20 protein-coding genes and 2 tRNA genes are annotated in these 19,895 nt (G+C 68.1%); 13 read left to right on the forward strand and 9 right to left on the reverse strand.

Annotation, left to right across the window (positions count from 1 at the left end; translation table 11 throughout):
• From BP68_RS17510 to BP68_RS17550, 9 genes are all read left to right on the forward strand, one after another.
• A tRNA-Gly gene (locus BP68_RS17510) sits at nucleotides 1–76 on the forward strand.
• A 133-nt stretch (nucleotides 77–209) separates the two neighbouring features.
• A tRNA-Leu gene (locus tag BP68_RS17515) sits at nucleotides 210–302 on the forward strand.
• A 12-nt stretch (nucleotides 303–314) separates the two neighbouring features.
• Nucleotides 315–944, forward strand: coding sequence for a DUF6806 family protein (locus BP68_RS17520; RefSeq protein ID WP_496374144.1), 630 nt, complete (start codon nucleotides 315–317; stop codon nucleotides 942–944).
• A gap of 131 nt (nucleotides 945–1,075) precedes the next feature.
• Nucleotides 1,076–1,522, forward strand: a complete 447-nt coding sequence (gene aroQ, locus BP68_RS17525; protein ID WP_496374146.1) for a type II 3-dehydroquinate dehydratase — start codon at nucleotides 1,076–1,078, stop codon at nucleotides 1,520–1,522.
• Nucleotides 1,516–2,412 (forward strand): alpha/beta fold hydrolase, encoded by an 897-nt coding sequence (locus BP68_RS17530; RefSeq protein ID WP_496374148.1) that lies wholly within the window; start codon nucleotides 1,516–1,518, stop codon nucleotides 2,410–2,412. Before aroQ ends, BP68_RS17530 begins: the two co-directional genes overlap by 7 nt.
• 25 nt (nucleotides 2,413–2,437) lie before the next feature.
• On the forward strand, nucleotides 2,438–2,863 hold the full coding sequence (gene arfB, locus BP68_RS17535; protein WP_496374150.1) for an alternative ribosome rescue aminoacyl-tRNA hydrolase ArfB: 426 nt from the start codon (nucleotides 2,438–2,440) through the stop codon (nucleotides 2,861–2,863).
• 138 nt (nucleotides 2,864–3,001) lie between these two features.
• On the forward strand, nucleotides 3,002–3,841 hold the full coding sequence (locus BP68_RS17540; protein ID WP_496374152.1) for a dioxygenase family protein: 840 nt from the start codon (nucleotides 3,002–3,004) through the stop codon (nucleotides 3,839–3,841).
• A gap of 48 nt (nucleotides 3,842–3,889) precedes the next feature.
• Nucleotides 3,890–4,558, forward strand: a complete 669-nt coding sequence (locus BP68_RS17545; protein ID WP_496374154.1) for an alpha/beta hydrolase — start codon at nucleotides 3,890–3,892, stop codon at nucleotides 4,556–4,558.
• A gap of 152 nt (nucleotides 4,559–4,710) precedes the next feature.
• Nucleotides 4,711–5,625 (forward strand): DUF3014 domain-containing protein, encoded by a 915-nt coding sequence (locus BP68_RS17550; RefSeq protein ID WP_496374156.1) that lies wholly within the window; start codon nucleotides 4,711–4,713, stop codon nucleotides 5,623–5,625.
• A gap of 5 nt (nucleotides 5,626–5,630) precedes the next feature.
• Here the strand turns inward: BP68_RS17550 and BP68_RS17555 are convergent, their stop codons facing one another.
• Nucleotides 5,631–6,098, reverse strand: a complete 468-nt coding sequence (locus tag BP68_RS17555) for an Lrp/AsnC family transcriptional regulator (protein WP_496374158.1) — start codon at nucleotides 6,096–6,098, stop codon at nucleotides 5,631–5,633.
• Between the two features lie 103 nt (nucleotides 6,099–6,201).
• Between BP68_RS17555 and mdeB the strand changes: the two genes are divergently transcribed.
• Nucleotides 6,202–8,871, forward strand: a complete 2,670-nt coding sequence (gene mdeB, locus BP68_RS17560) for an alpha-ketoglutarate dehydrogenase (protein WP_496374160.1) — start codon at nucleotides 6,202–6,204, stop codon at nucleotides 8,869–8,871.
• Between the two features lie 43 nt (nucleotides 8,872–8,914).
• Here the strand turns inward: mdeB and BP68_RS17565 are convergent, their stop codons facing one another.
• From BP68_RS17565 to BP68_RS17600, 8 genes are all read right to left on the reverse strand, one after another.
• On the reverse strand, nucleotides 8,915–9,178 hold the full coding sequence (locus BP68_RS17565) for a hypothetical protein (protein WP_496374162.1): 264 nt from the start codon (nucleotides 9,176–9,178) through the stop codon (nucleotides 8,915–8,917).
• Nucleotides 9,179–9,372: 194 nt separating this feature from the next.
• On the reverse strand, nucleotides 9,373–11,520 hold the full coding sequence (locus BP68_RS17570; RefSeq protein ID WP_496374164.1) for an IPTL-CTERM sorting domain-containing protein: 2,148 nt from the start codon (nucleotides 11,518–11,520) through the stop codon (nucleotides 9,373–9,375).
• 211 nt (nucleotides 11,521–11,731) lie between these two features.
• Complete coding sequence (locus BP68_RS17575; protein WP_496374166.1) at nucleotides 11,732–12,751, reverse strand: helix-turn-helix transcriptional regulator; 1,020 nt, start codon at nucleotides 12,749–12,751, stop codon at nucleotides 11,732–11,734.
• Between the two features lie 278 nt (nucleotides 12,752–13,029).
• Complete coding sequence (locus tag BP68_RS17580; RefSeq protein ID WP_496374168.1) at nucleotides 13,030–13,872, reverse strand: M90 family metallopeptidase; 843 nt, start codon at nucleotides 13,870–13,872, stop codon at nucleotides 13,030–13,032.
• A gap of 4 nt (nucleotides 13,873–13,876) precedes the next feature.
• Nucleotides 13,877–14,659: a UDP-2,3-diacylglucosamine diphosphatase gene (locus BP68_RS17585; protein WP_496374170.1), complete on the reverse strand. Its 783-nt coding sequence runs from the start codon at nucleotides 14,657–14,659 to the stop codon at nucleotides 13,877–13,879.
• A gap of 20 nt (nucleotides 14,660–14,679) precedes the next feature.
• The gene (locus BP68_RS17590) at nucleotides 14,680–15,207 is read right to left on the reverse strand and encodes a peptidylprolyl isomerase (RefSeq protein WP_496374172.1); all 528 of its coding nucleotides are present in this window, start codon (nucleotides 15,205–15,207) and stop codon (nucleotides 14,680–14,682) included.
• Between the two features lie 21 nt (nucleotides 15,208–15,228).
• Nucleotides 15,229–15,810: a peptidylprolyl isomerase gene (locus tag BP68_RS17595; protein WP_496374174.1), complete on the reverse strand. Its 582-nt coding sequence runs from the start codon at nucleotides 15,808–15,810 to the stop codon at nucleotides 15,229–15,231.
• 100 nt (nucleotides 15,811–15,910) lie between these two features.
• Complete coding sequence (locus BP68_RS17600; RefSeq protein ID WP_496374176.1) at nucleotides 15,911–16,480, reverse strand: tetratricopeptide repeat protein; 570 nt, start codon at nucleotides 16,478–16,480, stop codon at nucleotides 15,911–15,913.
• A gap of 228 nt (nucleotides 16,481–16,708) precedes the next feature.
• Here BP68_RS17600 and cysS point away from each other — a divergent pair, with 228 nt between their 5' ends.
• From cysS to BP68_RS17615, 3 genes are all read left to right on the forward strand, one after another.
• The gene (cysS, locus tag BP68_RS17605) at nucleotides 16,709–18,085 is read left to right on the forward strand and encodes a cysteine--tRNA ligase (RefSeq protein ID WP_496374178.1); all 1,377 of its coding nucleotides are present in this window, start codon (nucleotides 16,709–16,711) and stop codon (nucleotides 18,083–18,085) included.
• Nucleotides 18,086–18,130: 45 nt separating this feature from the next.
• The gene (locus BP68_RS17610; protein ID WP_496374180.1) at nucleotides 18,131–18,790 is read left to right on the forward strand and encodes a DNA-3-methyladenine glycosylase family protein; all 660 of its coding nucleotides are present in this window, start codon (nucleotides 18,131–18,133) and stop codon (nucleotides 18,788–18,790) included.
• A gap of 98 nt (nucleotides 18,791–18,888) precedes the next feature.
• Complete coding sequence (locus BP68_RS17615; protein ID WP_496374182.1) at nucleotides 18,889–19,866, forward strand: acetyl-CoA carboxylase carboxyltransferase subunit alpha; 978 nt, start codon at nucleotides 18,889–18,891, stop codon at nucleotides 19,864–19,866.
• Nucleotides 19,867–19,895: the final 29 nt, after the last annotated feature.

Genomic DNA, 19,895 nt, shown 5'->3' on the forward strand with positions numbered 1-19,895 from the left:
GCGGGAATAGCTCAGTTGGTAGAGCGCAACCTTGCCAAGGTTGAGGTCGTCGGTTCGAACCCGATTTCCCGCTCCAAAAAATCAAAAGGGAAGCTAAGGCTTCCCTTTTTTATTGGCCGCAAGGATTGTTGAGCGGTGCGAGTGGCCACGGAACGGCGCTTGCGTTGAAGCGCTGCCCCGTCAGGCCGCCAAGTACTTGGTTGTTCGGCGCCCCGATGGTGAAATTGGTAGACACTGCGGACTTAAAATCCGCCGCTTTCCTGCAAAGGGGCGTGCCGGTTCGACCCCGGCTCGGGGCACCATGAGGATTCGATATGTCACATTACAACGCTCCCTTTGAAATCCATGTCCACGGTCAGGTGAAGTTGCAGGCCAGCGTGGATTTCGCTCAGCTTCAGGATGCGCTCAAGCCGCTGTGGCAATACGCAGGAGCGCGATCCCTCGCCGATGGTGCCGCCAGCGCCTACGAGGAGGAGCCGGGCATCCAGTTCAACGCCAAGGAGCATGTGCTGCAGATGTGCTGGACGGTGCGTGGCGATGAGGATTTCCGGCAATCGCTCGACGAGATGTGCATGAGCCTCAACGAACTGGCGGAGCAGGGTGCGGCCATCGAGGTGACCTTCTATGACGCCGAGTTCGATGAGGATGAAGCCCCGGAAGACGAGGAGGCGCGCGACGACTTCGTGATGCTGTTTGTGGGTCCGACGCCCGCCGCCATCATGCAGGTGCAGCGCGATCTGCTGGTGCAGGACGTCGTCAACCTCATGGAGCGCCACTTCGATGGCTCGGAGTTGGGTGGCGTGGTGTCCGAGATCGACAAGCTGTTCTCGCAGCGCTTTGACGCGCTGGTGAGCTCGCTGGAGATCGGCAAGCCCCCCAGGGGCCTGGGTGGGCAGGGCGGGGGCGGCCATGGTGGCGGTCGTCGTCCGCGCCACTTGCATTGATCCGTAACGGACAGACATCGGCCCTTCGGGGCCGTTTCTACTTGGAAGAGCGGCCCGCATAATCGGGGCGTCTGCAGGCCCGCCCAGTCCCTGGGTAGGCGGCCTGCGTTGAACCGCTCGACCGTACTTCCATGACCAAAACCGTTTACGTCCTCAACGGGCCCAATCTCAACCTGCTTGGCACGCGCGAGCCGCAGGTGTATGGCTCCCAGACATTGGCCGACGTGGAGCAGCTCTGCGCCGCGGCCTGTGCGCGCCATGGTCTGAACCTGGTGTTTCGCCAGAGCAACCATGAGGGCGCGCTGGTGGACTGGATCCACGAAGCCGGCCGGTTGCACGCCGCAGGCCAGTTGGCCGGCGTGGTGCTCAATGCCGGGGCCTACACGCACACCAGCGTGGCACTGCTCGATGCCGTCAAGGGCACGGGTGTGCCGCTGGTGGAGCTGCACATCAGCAATGTGCATGCGCGCGAGAGCTTCCGGCACCACTCCTATATCGCGGGCGCTGCGCGGGCCGTGATGTGCGGCTTTGGCGTGCAGGGGTACGGGCTGGCCATCGACGGCATGGCGCAATGGTGACTGCGCAAGCGGTTGCCATGCTGCCCGTGCCGTCAGAGGTAATGGCCTGGCAGCGGCAGGCGCGGCGCGCGACCACGCCCTGCGGCGCGGGCGAGACCCTATGGCATGTCTGGGGTGCGCCGCGTGATGGCGTACCTCCACTGGTGCTGCTGCATGGCGGCAGCGGCAGTTGGACGCATTGGGTGCGCAACCTTGGCGACCTGGTGGACGCGGGCCGCGAGGTGTGGATTCCCGACCTGCCGGGCTTTGGCGATTCGGCCCTGCCCCCTGTGGGGGCGGATGCCGATGCGCTGGTGGAACCATTGGCGGAGGGCCTGCGGGCCCTGTTCGGACCGCGCCAGTGCGATCTGGTGGGGTTCTCGTTCGGCGGCATGACGGCCGGCATGCTGCTGGCGGCCCATCCCGAGCTGGCTCGCCAGCTGGTACTGGTGGGCGCGCCCGCCATGGGCGTGGTGCCCCAGCGGCAGTTCGCGCTCAAGGCCTGGCGCCACCTGCCCCAGGCCGGGCAGATCGAGGCACACCGCTACAACCTGGCCGCGCTCATGCTCCACGATGCGGCACTGATCGACGGCCTGGAGGGGCTGGCCCTGGGCGTGCATGTGAACAACGTGGTGCGCGACCGCATGCCGCGCCGCCGCCTGGCGCATACCGATGCGCTGGCGCGCGCGTTGCCGCGGGTGGACTGCCCCGTGCACGCCATCTATGGCCGCGCTGACACGCTCTACAGGGAGTGGATTCTTGCGCTGGAGGGCGCCTATGCCGCCGCGGCGCCCGACTTCCGTGGCCTGGCGCTCATCGAAGAGGCCGGCCACTGGGTGCAGTTCGAGCGCCCGCAGGCCTTCATGCAGGCGCTGCTGGCCGCATTGCGGGCGGGCGCCGACGGGGACTGACCCGCAGGGCACCGAGGACACGGCCATGCATGCGCCACAGCATCCCGCCCGCGTGCCGGTGAACCCGGCCGAGGTGGAACTCAGCGCCATGCGCGCCCAGGGGGCGGGCGGGCAGAACGTGAACAAGGTGTCGAGCGCCGTGCACCTGCGCTTCGACATCGCCGCCTCCTCGCTGCCCGAGGACGTGAAGCAGCGCCTGCTGGCGCTGCGCGACAGCCGCCTCACGCTGCAGGGCGTACTGGTCATCAAGGCCCAGCAATACCGCACGCAAGAGGCCAACCGCCAGGATGCGCTGCAGCGCCTGCAGGCCCTGGTGGACAGCGTGGCCCGGCCGCCGCGCGTGCGCCGTCCCACGCGGCCTACGCAGGGGTCGAAACAGCGGCGCCTGGAGACCAAGAGCCGGCGCTCGGGCATCAAGGCGCTGCGGGGCAGGCCCACCCCGGCGGAATGAGCGCGGCGCCCGTGCGAGTGCCTGAAGTGCCTCCATGGACGCGATTGCTGCGATGGATGGGACGCTGTATCCGGCTCATGGTGCTTGGCTTTGCGCTCCTGGCTCCCATATGGGGGCATGCACGCCAGAGGCTTTGACATGAACCACCACACCACTTCCCCCGCCATTCCCGCTGGCAGCGCCGTCGCCATGCCCGCCCTGTTCGTCTCGCACGGTGCGCCGCTGTTCGCGCTGGATGCCGGCATTACCGGTCCGGCGCTGACGCGCTGGGGGAGCGAGCTGAAGGCGCAGTACCCCGGCCTGCGTGGGGTGGTCATCATGTCGCCGCACTGGATGGCGCGCGGCCCTGTGGTCATGACCGGCGCCCGGCCCGAGACCTGGCACGACTTCGGCGGCTTCCCGCCCGCGCTTTACGCGCTGCAGTACCCGGCCGCGGGCGATCCGGCCCTGGCGCAGCAGGTGCTGGCACTGCTGCAGCAGGCGGGCATGCCTGCGCAGGGCGACGAGGCCCGCCCGTTCGACCACGGCGCCTGGGTGCCGCTCATGCACCTGTTCCCCCAGGCCGACGTGCCCGTGGTGCAGGTGGCGCTGCCCGTGGGGGCCGGCCCGGACGAGGTGTACGCGATGGGCCGGGCCCTGCGCAGCCTGCGCGCGCAGGGCGTGCTGGTCGCGGGCTCGGGCAGCATGACGCACAACCTGGCCGAGTTCTTCGGCGGCGCGAGCGAGCCCGCCCCCTACGTGGTCGAGTTCAGCCGCTGGATCGAGGCGCAGCTGGCCCAGGGCGACCTGGCGGCGTTGCTGGACTACCGGGCGCGGGCGCCGCATGCCCGGCGCGCCCACCCCACGGAAGAGCATTTCCTGCCGATCTTCTTTGCGCTGGGCGCCGCGGACGAAGGCGCCCGGCCGCAGTACCTGAGCCGCGAGGTCATGTACGGCATGCTGGCCATGGACGCCTTCGCCCTGCCGGCGGCGGCCTGAGCCGGCGCGACCCCCATATTTCCCCTTTCTTGTTTCCGACCCTGATCCATGCTCGATTTACCGCTCTCCTTCCTGTACCGTCCCGTTGCCGCGAACGTGGCCCGGCCCTGGCTGCTGGTGCTGATGCACGGCGTGGGCAGCAATGAGCAGGACCTGTTCGGCCTGGCGCCCTACGTGCCCGCGCCGTTCCACGTGCTGAGCCTGCGCGCGCCCTACCGCATGGGCCCCAATGCCAATGCCTGGTTCGAGTTCACCGTGGCCGCGGATGGCACGCGCAACATCAACGAACCGCAGGAGGCCGCCAGCCGCGCCCTGGTGGCGCAGACGGTGGATGCGGCCGCGCGCCAGCTGGGCATTCCCGCCGGGCGCGTGGTGGTGGGGGGCTTCAGCCAGGGCGGCATCATGTCCCTGTCGCTGCTGCTCACGCGGCCCGAACTGCTGCACGGCTGCATGGTCTGGCACAGCCGGCTGCTGCCGCAGGCGCTGCCGCATGCCGCGCCGGCCGAGGCCCTGGCGGGCCGCCATCTGTGGGTGAGTCACGGCGTGCAGGACAACGTGATCCCGCTGGCCAGCGCCCAGGCCATCCGCGACCACGCGAAGGCCCTGCCGCTGACGCTGAACTACCGCGAGTACCCGGGCCTGCACGAGATCCGCCCCGAGGAACTGCGCGACACCATGGCCTGGCTGCAGGGGCTGGCAGCGGCCACCGGAGACTGATCCGGTGGCAGGCCGCGTAATTCCTGGTGGTGGACGTGGCTTTATATGAAAATGGGGTGTAGCATAAGCCTGTCAAGCGTCAATTGCTATCAATATTGAAGCGGTAACGCCTTCGGCCAGTACGCAGGCGTTTCGTGGAGAAAGGACTGCCAATGCCCGTACGTGACCCCGCCGAGCTTCACCCCCGGCAGGAATCCCCGGTCTCTGTCTGGACCGTCATCGCCCTGGTGGCCGTTGCTGCCGCAGGCGCAGCCTGGTGGCTCTGGGGGCGGCAGGCACAGGTGCCAGAGCCGGCCCCCACAGCGCCCGCCGTCGAGGCAGCGCCCCCTGCTGTGCCGCCCCGGGTGCCGGCGTCGGGCCCGCACCATCCCGTGGAAGCGTTGGAGCCGCCCGCCGAGACTCTGCCTGCGCTGGCCGACTCCGACGCCTATGTCGCCCGTGCGCTGGCTGAGTTGCTGGGGCCGCAGGCGGCAGCGTTGTTGCAGCCCGAGGGAATGGTGCGCCGCATGGTCGCCACGGTGGACAACCTGGCGCGCGCCCAGGCGCCTGCGCGCCTGTGGCCCGTGCAGCCCACGCCAGGCCGCTTCACGGTGGATGGGGCGCCAGACGCACCCGCGCAGAGCATTGCCCCAGCCAATGCCGCGCGCTACCAGGCCTTCGTCACGCTGGCGGAGGCCGTGCCCCTGGACGCTGCGGTGACGCTCTATGCGCGGATGTACCCGCTGTTCCAGGCCGCCTATGAAGAGCTGGGCTTTCCGGGGCGTTATTTCAACGACCGCTTGGTGACGGTGCTGGACCACCTGCGCGCCGCGCCCGAGCCGGCGGGGCCTGTGCAGGTGCTGCTGGTTCCCGTGGCGGGCGAGGTGCCGTCCACCCGGCCCTGGGTGCGCTACGAGTTTGCGGACCCACAGCTGCAGGCACTCTCCAGCGGCCAGAAGATCCTGGTGCGCATGGGCCCCGACAACGCCCGGCGGCTGAAGGCGGTACTGGCGGAACTGCGCCGCCGCGTGGCGACGGCAGATGCGGCGCATGCTCCAGCGCAAGCCACTGCCCCTGCCAGCCGCTGAGCGCGCTACAGCGTTGGCAGGGGCAGTGCGGTCTTGTAGCGCACCTGCTTGAGCGTGAAGCTGGTGCGGATCTTCTCCACGCCCGGGATGGGGGTGAGCTGGTCCAGGATGAAGCGCTCCAGCGCCCCGATGTCGGGCAGCGCCACGCGGATGAGGTAGTCGCTGTCGCCCGTCATCAGGTAGCACTCCATCACCTGGTCGTGTTCGGCGATGCGCTGCTCGAACGCGGCCAGCGCCTCCTTGCTCTGGGTCTTGAGGCTGATGTTGATGAACACGTTCAGCCCCAGCCCCAGCGCTGCCGCATTGGCCAGCGCCACATAGCGGCTGATGACCCCGGCCGTCTCCAGCGCCTTGACCCGCGCCAGGCAGGGCGAGGGCGACAGGTGCACGCGCCGCGCCAGCTCCACGTTGGACAGCGAGCCGTCGGCCTGCAGTTCGGCCAATATGCGCAGATCGATGTTGTCCAGCTTCATGTGCCGCATTGTGGTGCATCTGCGGCATGAAATGCCGGGTGGGGTGGCTGGCCCATGCCCTAAACGGCATCTCATTCCAGGGCGGGCGCCGTACAGTGGCCGCATGAATGCCGCATTGCCCCTCTCCGCCCTGCACACCATGCCAGCCCCCGACGACATCGATCCCCAGGAAACCGCCGAGTGGCGCGACGCCTTCCTGGCCCTGGTCGCCACCCAGGGCCCCGAGCGCGCCCGCTTCATGCTCGACGCCCTGGTACGCCAGGCGCACGCCCAGCGCCTGGGCTGGCAGCCGGACCCCCACACGCCCTACGTGAACACGGTGGCGGTGCAGGAACAGCCCGCCTTTCCGGGCGACCTGGCCATCGAGGAGCGCCTGGCCTCGCTGATGCGCTGGAACGCGCTGGCCATGGTGGTGCGCGCCAACCAGGCCTACGGCGAACTGGGCGGCCACATCGCCAGCTACGCCAGCGCGGCCGACCTGTTCGAGACCGGCTTCAACCACTTCTTCCGCGCCCGCGAGGGCACGGGGCCCGGCCAGCACCGGGGCGACCTGGTGTTCTTCCAGCCGCACAGCGCGCCGGGCGTGTATGCGCGCGCCTTCCTCGAAGGGCGCCTGAGCGAGAACGACCTGCGGCACTACCGGCAGGAGATCACGGCGCCCGGCGCGGGCGCGCAGGGGCTGTCGAGCTACCCGCACCCGTGGCTGATGCCCGACTTCTGGCAGTTCCCCACGGGCTCCATGGGCATCGGGCCGATCAGCAGCATCTACCACGCGCGCTTCATGCATTTCCTGACCGACCGGGGGCTGCTCGACTGCGCGGGCCGCAAGGTCTGGGGCGTGTTCGGCGACGGCGAGATGGACGAGCCCGAGAGCACCAGCGCGCTGACGCTGGCGGCGCGCGAGGGCCTGGACAACCTGGTGTGGGTGGTCAACTGCAATCTGCAGCGCCTGGACGGCCCGGTGCGCGGCAATGGGCGCATCGTCGACGAGCTGGAGCGGCTGTTCACCGGCTCGGGCTGGAACGTCATCAAGCTCCTGTGGGGCAGCGACTGGGACGGCCTGTTCGCGCGCGACCTGACCGGCGCGCTGGTGCGCACGCTGGGCGACACGGTGGACGGGCAGATGCAGACCTTCGCCGCCAAGGACGGGCGCTTCAACCGCGACAACTTCTTCGGCCAGACACCCGAGCTGGCCGCCCTGGCCCAGGGCATGACCGACGAGCAGATCGACCGCCTCAAGCGCGGCGGGCATGACCTGGTGAAGATCCACGCCGCCTATGCCGCCGCCGCCGCTCACCGGGGCCAGCCCACGGTGATCCTGGCCCACACCAAGAAGGGCTACGGCATGGGTCAGGCGGGGCAGGGCAAGATGACCACGCACAGCCAGAAGAAGCTGGACGATGCGGACCTGATCGAGTTCCGCAACCGCTTCAACCTGCCGCTCACCGACGCCCAGGCCACCGGCCTGGCGTTCTACAAGCCCGCCGAGGACAGCGCCGAAATGCAGTACCTGCGCGCGCGCCGGGCGGCCCTGGGCGGCGCGCTGCCGCGCCGCGAAACGGCCTGCGACGTGGTGCCCGTGCCCGCCATGGCGCAGTACGCGCAGTTCGCGCTGCAGGCGCAGGGCAAGGAGATGAGCACCACCATGGCCTTCGTGCGCATGCTGGGCGCGCTGCTGAAGGACGCGCAACTGGGCCCGCGCATCGTGCCCATCGTGGCCGACGAGGCGCGCACCTTCGGCATGGCCAATTTGTTCAAGCAGGTAGGCATCTACAGCAGCGTGGGCCAGCGCTACGCACCCGAGGACATCGGCTCGGTGCTGAGCTACCGTGAGGCGCTGGACGGCCAGATCCTCGAGGAGGGCATCAGCGAGGCCGGGGCCATCGCCAGCTGGACGGCCGCCGCCACCAGCTACAGCGTGCACGGCCTGGCCATGCTGCCGTTCTACATCTACTACTCCATGTTCGGCTTCCAGCGCGTGGGCGACGCCATCTGGGCCGCCGCCGACCAGCGCGCGCGCGGCTTCCTGCTGGGCGCCACCTCGGGCCGCACCACGCTGGGCGGCGAGGGCCTGCAGCACCAGGACGGATCGAGCCACCTGGTGGCCGCCACCATTCCCAACTGCAAGGCCTACGACCCGGCCTACGCGGGCGAGCTGGCCGTGGTCCTCGATGCGGGCATGCGCGAGATGCTGGTGGAGCAGCAGGACGTGTTCTATTACGTCACGCTCATGAACGAGAACTACGCCCAGCCCGACCTGCCCGCCGGCGCGGCCAAGGGGGTGTTGCGTGGATGCTATAAATTTAATAGCTATTCGCGCTTGATGGACGGGTGTGAGGGGCCTATTTCATCCCAAGCAGTGACCCTGCTGGGTTCCGGCGCCATCCTCACCGAGGTGGTCCAGGCCGCCGAGCTGCTGGCGGCCGAGGGCATTGCCGCCACCGTGGTCAGCGTGACGAGCTGGAGCGAGCTGGCGCGCGACGGCATGGCCTGCGAGCAGCGGCTGCTGCACGGTGACGCCGCACCCGGTATGCCGTGGATCGCGCAGGTGCTCGAAGGCACCAGGGGCCCGGTGATCGCCGCCACCGACTATGTGCGCGCGGTGCCGGAGTCCGTGCGCGCCTTCGTCCCCGCGGGGCGGGCCTATGCCACCTTGGGCACCGACGGCTTCGGCCGCAGCGACACGCGCGCCGCGCTGCGCGGCTTCTTCGGCGTGGATGCCGCCAGCATCGCCCGGCGCGCGCGCATGGCGATGGCGGCACAGCCATCCTGAAGAAGACCCCAGCCGGCCCTTGCGGGCATGCTGGGGGCTGCCGTCAGGACAGCGCGGATGCCGCCACGCGGCTCACGAAGGCGGCCGCCTGCAAAGTGCGCAGATCGTCTCCGTAGGCGCCGATCACCTGCGTTCCTATGGGCAGGCCGCGCGGCCTCCGGGCGATGGGCATGGACACGCAGGACATGTGCATCAGGCTCCAGAGTGCGCTGAAATGCTCCGGGCCTGAATCGGCAATGCCTTCGTCGGCCTCGCCCTGCGTGGCTGCGGCCAGGTCTTCGATGGCCTGGGCCATCTCGGGGCGCACGGCATCCCATTGCGAGGGTAAGGTTGTCTTTTTACCCGCCGATTGCCTGAGATCGGACGCTCGTGAACACGTTCTGAGACCCCAACAAATTTCTTCCGACCCGCTTCGCGCTCACTTTTCCTTCTTCTTTTCTTTCTCCGCCCCAACAAACAACCGTCTGCTGCAAGAAAGAGCGGCTGCTTCAAGCCAGGACTTCAAGCCCCGCGACGCAGACGCTGGGCACTCAGGCCGACCACGCCCAGGCTCAGCAGCATCAGGCCCCATTCGCCGAGCGTGGGCACCGGAGCGACGCCGCTTGCGCCTGTGCCTGCGGCCAGCGGCCCCAGCGGGTCAACGATGGTGCCCTTGGCGGGGTCGGCATCACCCAGTTCGTTGTCCTTGAGTTTGATGCTGGTGGTGTTAACGCCATGGCTGGTGCCCGGATGGCTGTAGTAGCTGTCTGTCGTGGCCGTGGACGATGCGCGACCATGCTTGATCACGCCCGCTACCGGGTGCGGCCAGGTCACGCGCACCGTCACCTCGCTGCTGTCGCAGCCCGTCAGCCTGAAGTGCAGCATGCCCTGCGGCAGTGCCAGGCCCGCAGGCGGGGACGCGGGCGGTGGCACGAAGGACGTGCCCGTGGTGTCGAACGCACAGCCCGGGCCGCCGCCCGTGACGCTGGCCGATCCGATGCCACCCGGCTGGCCTGCGGCGGGCACGATGGGGCCGTTGAAGGTCCGCAGCACGGGACTGAAGCTGGCCGTGACGTTCTTTGGTGCGGTCACGCCCGTCAATTGGCACGTCATGCCGGTGCAATCGCCGTTGAAGCCTGCGAAGTCGTAGCCTGCATGGGCCGTGGCGGTGCAGGTGGTGCTGCCGCCGTGGGGAACGGGGTTGGGCGTACAGGTCACCCCGCCGCCTGCGGTAGGGTTGGCAGTGGTGGCAATGGCGTGGGAAAGCGGAGCGAACCGGAAGGTCACCGCGCAATCGGCGGTCACGGCGTCCACGGTGTACGTGGAGCCACCGGCGTCGAGGCTGCCTGCTCCGCAGGTGCTGGTGGTCCCAGCGGCATCCACCACATAGCCCGCAGCGGGCGCCAGGGCGATGGTGGCGGGCTGGCCGGGGCCCGCGTCTTGCGTGGCGGGCGTGGCCGCGCCGTTGCCGCCGGTGACGCTGGTGGTGACGGTGAAGCCAGGCAGGCGCAGCACCGCGGCGTGGGATCGCGGCTGGCCCAGCACGCTGCCGAAATGTCCCCCAATGGCTAGGCGGCGGTTGGCCAGTGGATACAGTCGCCGAACATCGCGGTCGGGAAATCCGCTGATGGCGAGATGGCCAAAGCTGGCGTCGAGCGAGCCGTCGGCTTGCAGCCGGGCCAGGTCGGCACGCGGCTGACCCCCCACGCTGGAAAAAGAACCACCAATCAGCCAGCCGCCATCGGGGTGCGGCAGCATGTCGGCCACATAGCCGCTGCTGCCGACGATGCCGGGATCCTGAAAGCTGGTGTCAAGCGCGCCATCGGCCGTCAGCCGCACAAGGTATTGGCGCGGGCCGTTGAATGCGCCGCCCACGTTGATCTTGCCGTCGCTGCCGACGCTCAGGTGGAACACGCCGCTGCTGCTCAACCCCGGTTCGGAGAAGGTGGGATCGACCGTGCCGTCGGCATTCAGGCGGATCAGGCGGTGGCGCACCGCGCCGCCAACGCTGACGTTGGTGAAATAACCGCCCACCAGCAACCGGCTGCCCTGCTGGGCGATGGCCCAGATGTCGTTGTTCAGACTGGGCGGGGTGAAGCTGGTATCCAGCGTGCCATCGGGGTTCAGGCGTGCGATGTAGTTGGGCACCGCATGGGCGCTGCCATTGCCCTTGAAACTGCCAGCGATCACCACCTTGCCGTCGGGCTGCACCAGCAGCTCCTTGATGCCGATGAGCGTGTCGGCCGTGGTGCCCACCAGGGGCTGAAAGCTGGTATCAAGCTCGCCCGTGGCGGCCTTGAAGCGGAAGATGTAAGGCCTCGGCACGCCATTCACATGGCTGAAATCGCCACCCACGTAGATATGCTCGCCGCTGCGCGCCAGCGCATGCACCCAGTCGTTGGGCTTGGGCACGGCGATGCTGGTATCGCGCGTGCCATCGGCATTGAAGCGGGCCAGGCGAAGAGCAAGGCTGCCGCCGACATAGCTGAACCAGCCGCCAATCCAGAGCTTGTCGCCGTCCTGAACAAAGGCGCGGACGGAGCCATTGACCTGAAAGTTGAAGGGGTCCAGCGTGGGGGTGGTGGTGGCCTGCGCGCGGGCCGTGCCGGGCAGCAGCAGGGCCACGCAGCACAGCAGGGCCAGAAAGGCCGTTGGCAGGTGCCACTGCATGGCACCGGGCGCGCCTTCCTTGCGTTCGCCGGACGCGGGCTGCGGGCACCCGGGTGCAAGAAAAACGCATCGGGAAAGGCGGGAGAGCCAGATGAACGGGAAAAGTGAAAAAGTCCGCATGTCGGAAAAAATCTGCAAAGCCAACGGCCGAGGCTATGCAGAAGCCGGGCGCGGCGCTTCCACTGAGCGCCACACATGCGGTATGTGGCGGCTACGAACCCGCGGCCGGTGCGCCTTGCACGGGCTGCTGCCGCACGTCGCCGGGCGCGCTACCGAAGCGCTGCCTGAAGGCGCGGTAGAACCAGGACAGGTTGTTGAAGCCCGCGCCATACGCAATCTCGCTCACCGTGCTGCCCGCATGGCGCGGGTCGCGCAACTGACCCCACGCCCGCTGCAAGCGCTGCTCCAGCAGGTAGTCGCTGAAAGAGCTGTCGTTCTGCTCGAACAACGCGCGTACATAGCGGGCGGATATGCCGTGGCGGGCGGCCACCCATGCCAGCGACAGATCACCGCGCCAGGCATGGACTCGCAAATCGGCCTTGATGGCCTTCAGTCGCGCCTGTCGCAGGCCGCGTGCATTGGCGCGTGCCTGCGCCTGGGGTGTGGCACCTAGTGCCAGAACGCCGAGATCAAGAAGTTGCTCGCTGAGACGCTGGCGCTCCGCATCGCCAGTGTTGCCCAGGCTGGCGGGCCGAGTCAGCTCCAGTGCCTGCCGGGTCAGCAGCCGAAGGGGCAGACTGTCGGTCAGGCCCTCGCGCAGGACGCGATCCACAGCCGCTACCTGCGGCAGCAGACGTTCGCGCGGAAATGCGATCAGCAGACAACCGGATCGTGGGGCGTGAAAATCAATGTCGCCAGCCCGTTCGTTCAGGGCCACGCAGCCCGAACCACTGGCGCTGGCCAGTTCGCCCCGCTGTCCCAGCCCGCGCTGGTGCACCACCCAATTTCCATCCCCTCCTTCTTGCCCAGGGTTGCCTGGGTTCAGGAACAACAGCACATCGTCGTTGCCATCGGCAAGTTGGCGAGTGCTGCGGTGGACACGCAGGGGCGAACACTCGACGGCCGCCACGGCCACACCAGGCAGCAAGCGGATGCGCATGGAAAGGCTCAGGCTGCCATCGTCTACGACGATATCAGGGGCCATGTTGGCCATGGCGGCACAAGTTTCACGCACTGCATCCGTGCGCTCGTGTCCAGAGTAGTTGCGGGAGTCGAACTCAATAAATGCCATGCGACATCCGTCCTGATGAGATGTAGTCGCCGCTGCGCACCAGCATATTCACCCTGCCATGGGAACTGGAAGCGGGTATCGAGCGCGCCATCGGCATTGAAGAGGGCAAGATAGGGGCCGCAGTGCTGCCGCCAATGCCGCTAAACCAGCCACCAACCCAGAGCTTGCCCGTTGATAAAAGCTTCGGCGAAGGCACGGGCCTGAAGGTACTGGAGCAGGTGGTTTGAGAACCTCCATTTTGCTTGACCTTGGGCGAACAACCTGTTTGGACACGATAGCTAGCCAGGCACGGGCCGGCCAAAGAACGCATCCAGCACCGGCAGCAGGGTGGGGAACTCCTGCCCGAAGCGTTCACGGTGCACGAAGTACGCCTCGCAAGCCACGGCAAAGAATTCCGCCGGCGCGGTGGCGCCGTAGGCATCCAGCCAGGGCCATTCGCCGCTGAAGCGCTCGGCGATGATGACCCGTTCGCGGAGCTGCTCGTAGGCCGGCTCCCAGGCGGCGCGCCAGGCCTCGCGCGCGGCGCGCGTGCCGGTGGTGCCCAGGAAGCCGGGGGGCAGCGGCGGGCAGCCGTCGGCGCCGCCGTTGTGCATGTCGATCTTGTGCACGAACTCGTGGATCACCACGCTGGTGGCATGGCCCGGCTGGCCGGCGCCGTCCACGGCGGGCCAGCTGAGCATGACGGGGCCGTTCTCCATGGCCTCGCCCAGCAGCACCTCGTCGTAGTGGTGCACCACGCCGGCCTCGTCCACGGCCTTGCGCCGGGCCACGGCCTCGGCCGGGTGCACGACGATGCCGACGAAGTCGTCATACCAGGCCAGGGCCTTGTCGGCATCGCCCCAGTGCAGCAGGGGCAGGCAGGCCTGCGCGGCAATGGCGACGGCCATGGCGTCGGTGACCTCCAGGCCATGGGCGCCGGTGAATTCCTTGCGGTCTAGAAAGAGCGCGCTCAGGGCGCGCAGCTTGGACAGGTCCGCGAGTGGCAGCGCTGCCAGGAAGGGATAGCGCTGGACGGTCTGCAGCCAGAGGTCGGCCGAGATGTCCGGCACCGGGGCCACGGTGGCGCGCACGCGCCGGGCCCATTGGCGAAGAAGACGAAGGGGCGAGGCGGCAAAGGGCATGCCGCTACGTGGGGGTGAAGGGCAGGCGTTCCAAGCCCCCGGCCGTCAGGCGCAGCACGCCGGCGCGCGGCGGCGTGGCGTCCAGGTCCCAGTCGGTGAGCACATGGCGCGCCAGGTCGGGCGCCAGCACATGGTCGGCCGGCAGATGCGTGTGGCCGTGGATCAGGGCGTCGGCGCGCGCGGCGCGCAGCCAGGCCAGGGCGGCGGGGCCGTCCACGTCGGCATAGACGGCCGTGCCGGCCTGCTTGCGCGCCTCGCTTTCGCTGCGCGCGCTGCGGCCCTGGGCGCGGCGCTCGGCCAGGGGCCGGGCCAGCAGTTGGGCCTGCCACTGCGGGTTGCGCGCCAGGGCGCGAAAGCGCTGGTACTCCACGTCGTTTAGGCACAGCGCGTCGCCGTGCGACAGCAGCCAGCGCCGGCCTGAAAACTGCAGCACCGTGGGGTCGGCCAGCACGGGAATGCCGCAGTGGCGCGCGAAGCCGTCGCCCACCAGGAAGTCGCGGTTGCCGTGCATGAAGTACAGCGGGCGCTGGCGGGCGGCATGGGCCAGCAGGGCGCAGCATTGCGCCTCGAAGCTGCCGGGCTCGGCGATGGCGTCGTCGCCCACCCAGACCTCGAACAGGTCGCCGAGCAGGAACACCGCATCGGCGGGCGTCGTGTCCAGGTAGCCCTGCAGCGCCCGCACCGTGGCGGGCTGGCCCGGATCCAGGTGCAGGTCGGACAGAAAATCGACCGTGCGCCAGCCGGCGGGCGCTGTCAGCTCCGCGGCGGGCGGCACGGTCGCGGTCATGGCGTGCGGGCGCGCGGCGCTTACAGCGCCACGGCCTTGTCGATCACCACGGCGTCGAAAGGCACGTCGTCGTGGAAACCCTTGCGCGTGGTGCGCACCTTCTTGATGGCGTCCACCACGTCTTCGCCCTTGACCACCTTGCCGAACACGGCATAGCCCCAGCCCTGGGGCGTGGGGGAGGTGTGGTTCAGGAAGGCGTTGTCCACCGTGTTGATGAAGAACTGGGCCGTGGCGCTGTGCGGCTCGCCCGTGCGGGCCATGGCGATGGTGTACTTGTCGTTCTTCAGGCCGTTCTTGGCCTCGTTCTCGATGGGGGTGCCGGTGTCCTTTTGCTTCATGTCGGCGCTGAAGCCTCCGCCCTGGATCATGAAGCCCTTGATCACGCGGTGGAAGATCGTGCCGTCGTAGTGGCCCTTGTTCACGTAGGCCAGGAAGTTCTCGGTGGACTTCGGTGCGTTCACGGCGTCCAGCTCCAGGGTGATGACGCCCTGGGTGGCGGTCTCGGCGACGTTGATGGTGACGTGCAGTTCGACTTGCGGGTTGCTCATGGTGTGTGTCCTTTCGGTGGTTTACTTGACCAGGGTTGCGGAGTTGATGACCACGGGCGTGGTGGGCACGTTCTGGTGCATGCCGCGGTTGCCGGTGGCCACGGCCTTGATCTTGTCCACCACCTGGGTGCCTTCGACCACCTTGCCGAACACGGCGTAGCCGTCGTTGCCGGGGGCGGCGTTGAGCATGTCGTTGTTCTTCACGTTGATGAAGAACTGCGACGTGGCCGAGTCGGGGACATTGGTGCGGGCCATGGCGATGGTGTAGGTGTCGTTCTTCAGGCCGTTCTTGGCCTCGAGCGGGATCGGCGCCTTGGTGGGCTTTTGCGCCATGTCGGCGGTGAAGCCGCCGCCCTGGATCATGAAGCCGTCGATCACGCGGTGGAAGACCGTGCCGTCGTAGTGCTTGTCGCCGACATAGGCCAGGAAGTTCTCGACCGTCTTGGGCGCCTTGGCCGGATCGAGCTGCACCACGATGTCGCCCATCGAGGTGGCGAGCTTGACCTTGGGGGCCGTGCCCGTGGTTTGGGCGGTTGCTATTGTTGTGATAGCTGTCAGCGCAATGGCAGAGAGCGCCAGCGTGGTTTTTCTTCTGGAAATCATGGATTCACTCCTTCGTCAAAGAGGGCTTGTGCGCCCAGGGTGGCGGTGTGCGTGGCGGGCGCCAGGGCGGGGCTGCCGGGGCGCCCGCGCGGGTCTGGCATCAGCGGCCGGCGGGAGCCGCGGCCTTTGGCGCGGCGGGCTTGGCGCCGGTGGCGGACAGCTCGCGCAGCAGCTTGAGCTTGGGTGCCACGGAGGCGGCCGCGGCCGGGTCGAACTGCTGGGCGCGGGCGTAGGACTGGCTGGCGAGCTTGGCGTAGATGTCGCCCAGGTTCTCGTGCGCGGTGGCGTAGTCGGGCTTGGTGCGGATCGCCATCTCCAGTGCGGCGCGGGCCTTGTCCAACTGGTTCTGGCCGGCGTAGAGCACGGCCAGGTTGTTGTAGGGCTCGGGCAGCTCGGGGTATTCCTCGGTCAGCTGGACGAAGGTGTCGACCGCCTCGGCCTGCTGTCCCGAATCGGCCTGGGCCACGCCGCGCAGAAAGCGCAGCTGCGGGTCGCGCGGGTGGGCGGCCAGGCGGGGTTCGAGTTGCACGAGCGCATCGGCGGGCTTGCCAAGCTGGATCAGCCGCGTGATGTCGGCGTACTCGTCCGCATGCGCCCAGGTGGTGCCGAGCAGGGCCGCAGTGGCGAGCACGCGCAGGCAACGGTGGGCGGATCGAAGTGCTGGCTTCATGGGGGAGGGGAGAGGCTGAGGAGCGCGGCGGAACCGCGGCGCGGGCTTATACTGCGGCGGATTGTAGCTGAGGGGGTCGTCATGCCGGTACGCTGTTGCCGCTCCTGATCGCGCGCTAGCCCGCTGCCGAGCGGCGCCGCCCTGATCCCCGAAGTCGCCGCCCGCCGTGCGCAGACTTGCCGGGCCGCCGCCAGCCGCACCCCCACAGACTCCCTGAATCCATCACCCATGAGCTTGCGTATCTACAACACGCTGTCGCGTGCATTGGAAGATTTTTCCCCGCTCGAAGCGGGCCATGTGCGCATGTACGTGTGCGGCATGACTGTGTACGACCTGTGCCACCTGGGCCATGCGCGCTCCATGATCGCCTTCGACGTGGTGCAGCGCTGGCTGCGCGCGTCGGGCCACAAGGTCACCTATGTGCGCAACATCACGGACATCGATGACAAGATCATCAAGCGCGCCGTGGAGAACGGCGAAACCATCCGCGGCCTGACGGACCGCATGATCGCCGCGCTGCACCAGGACGCCGACGCGCTGGGCATCGAGCGCCCCACGCACGAGCCCCGCGCCACCGAATATGTGCCGCAGATGCTGAAGATGATCGGCACGCTGCAGTCCAAGGGCCTGGCCTACCAGGCCGGCAATGGCGACGTGAACTACGCCGTGCGCAAGTTCGCGGGCTACGGCAAGCTGTCGGGCAAGTCGCTGGACGAGCTTCACGCCGGCGAGCGCGTCGCCGTGCAGGACGGCAAGCATGACCCGCTGGACTTCGTGCTCTGGAAGAGCGCCAAGCCCGAGGAGCCGGCCGAGGTGAAGTGGGCCAGCCCCTACGGCGAGGGCCGCCCGGGCTGGCATATCGAATGCTCGGCCATGGGCTGCGAGATGCTGGGCGAGAGCTTCGACATCCATGGCGGCGGCGCGGACCTGCAGTTCCCCCACCATGAAAACGAGATCGCCCAGAGCGAAGGCGCCACCGGCAAGCCGTTTGCGCAGATGTGGATGCACAACGGCTTCATCAACGTGGACAACGAGAAGATGTCTAAAAGCCTGGGCAACTTCTTCACCATCCGCGACGTGCTCAAGGAATACGACGCCGAGACGGTGCGCTTCTTCGTGGTGCGCAGCCATTACCGCAGCCCGCTGAACTACAGCGATGTGCACCTGGATGACGCCCGCGCCGCGCTCAAGCGCCTGTACACGGCGCTGAGCCTGGTGGCGCCTGCCGCCGTGCCGGTGGACTGGGCCGAGCCGCATGCGGCTCGCTTCAAGGCGGCCATGGACGAGGATTTCGGCACGCCCGAGGCCGTGGCCGTGCTGTTCGACCTGGCGGGCGAGGTGAACCGCTCCAAGTCGCCCGAAGTGGCGGGGCTGCTCAAGGCCCTGGCCGGCCATCTGGGCCTGCTGCAGGGCGATCCCCAGGCGTTCCTGAAGGCCGGTGCGGGCCTCCAGGAGGCCGACATCCAGGCGCAGATCGCCGCCCGTGCGGCGGCCAAGGCCGCGAAGAACTTTGCCGAGGCCGACCGCATCCGCAATGAACTGCTGGCCCAGGGCATCGTGCTCAAGGACTCCGCATCGGGCACGACCTGGGAGGCGGCGCAGTAAATGCATTCAGAGTTATTTTGGCATTTTGCGCAGATGGGATAAGCGGTGGTGGCTACAAAAAAAATAGCGGACGCAGCGCCGCAGCTCACACCGCCCGTCTACTGGGCCGAGGCGTGCAAGCACCTGACCAAGAAGGACCGTGTGATGCGCCGCCTGATCCCCCAGGTGGGCAACGTGGCGCTGCGCCAGCGCGGCGACGCGTTCACCACGCTGGCGCGCTCCATCGTGGGCCAGCAGGTGTCGGTGGCGTCCGCGCAGCGCGTGTGGGACCAGTTCGCCGGCCTGCCGCGCAGCATGACGCCGCGCAGCGTGCTCAAGCTGAAGGTGGACGACATGCGTGCGACGGGCCTGTCGGCGCGCAAGGTGGAGTACCTGGTCGATCTGGCGCTGCACTTCGACAGCGGGCGCCTGCACGTCAAGCAGTGGGACCAGATGGACGATGCGGCCATCATTGCCGAGCTGGTGGCCATTCGCGGCATCAGCCGCTGGACGGCCGACATGTTCCTGATCTTCCACCTGGCGCGGCCCAACGTGATGCCGCTGGATGACACGACCTTGATCAATGGCATCAGCCAGCACTACTTTTCCGGCGATCCTGTGAGCCGCAGCGATGCCCGCGAGGTCGCCGAAGCCTGGAAGCCGTGGTGCAGCGTGGCAAGTTGGTATATTTGGCGGTCGCTCGCCCCCCTGCCGGTGGACTACTGACAGCGCTACACCGACAGGCCGTGAGGCTCCCGTGTGCGCGGACAGCAGTCCCCGCCGGGCGGCCGGTTCCGGGCCTTCAGCCCCGAGGAGAAAACAAGTTGGCGAAAAAGACCTTTCTGGATTTCGAGCAGCCCATTGCCGAGCTCGAGTCCAAAATCGAAGAACTGCGCTATGTGCAGAACGAGAGCGCGGTGGACATCTCGGAAGAGATCGATCAGCTCAGCAAGAAGAGCCACCAGCTCACCAAGGACATCTACAGCGATCTGACGCCCTGGCAGATCACGAAGATCGCACGCCATCCCGAGCGGCCCTACACCATGGACTACGTGCGGGAAATCTTCACGGACTTCGTGGAGATGCACGGCGACCGCCACTTCGCGGATGACCAGTCCATCGTGGGCGGCTTGGCGCGCTTCAACGGCCACGCCTGCATGGTGCTGGGCCACCAGAAGGGCCGCGACACCAAGGAGCGCGCCGCGCGCAACTTCGGCATGAGCCGCCCCGAGGGCTATCGCAAGGCCCTGCGCCTCATGAAGACGGCCGAGAAGTTCAAGCTGCCCGTGTTCACCTTCGTGGACACGCCCGGCGCCTATCCCGGCATCGACGCCGAGGAGCGCGGCCAGTCCGAGGCCATCGGCCGCAACATCTACGAGATGGCCCAGCTCGAAGTGCCCATCATCACCACGGTGATCGGGGAGGGCGGTTCCGGCGGGGCGCTGGCCATCAGCGTGGCCGACCAGGTCATCATGCTGCAGTACTCGATCTACTCCGTGATCAGCCCCGAGGGCTGCGCCTCCATCCTCTGGAAGACCAGCGACCGCGCGCAGGACGCGGCCGATGCCATGGGCATCACGGCGCACCGCCTCAAGGCGCTGGGCCTGGTGGACAAGATCGTCAATGAACCCGTGGGCGGCGCTCACCGCGACCACAAGCAGATGGCCGCTTTCCTCAAGCGCGCGCTGGGCGATGCCTTCCGCCAGCTGGCCGACCTCAAGCCCAAGGAGCTGCAGGATCGCCGCTACGAGCGTCTGCAGAGCTACGGCCGCTTCACCGACACCAAGGCCGACAGCCGCTGAACAGGCGGCCGCCCCCGGTGACAACGGCC

The organism is Diaphorobacter oryzae DSM 22780 (genome assembly GCF_059568935.1).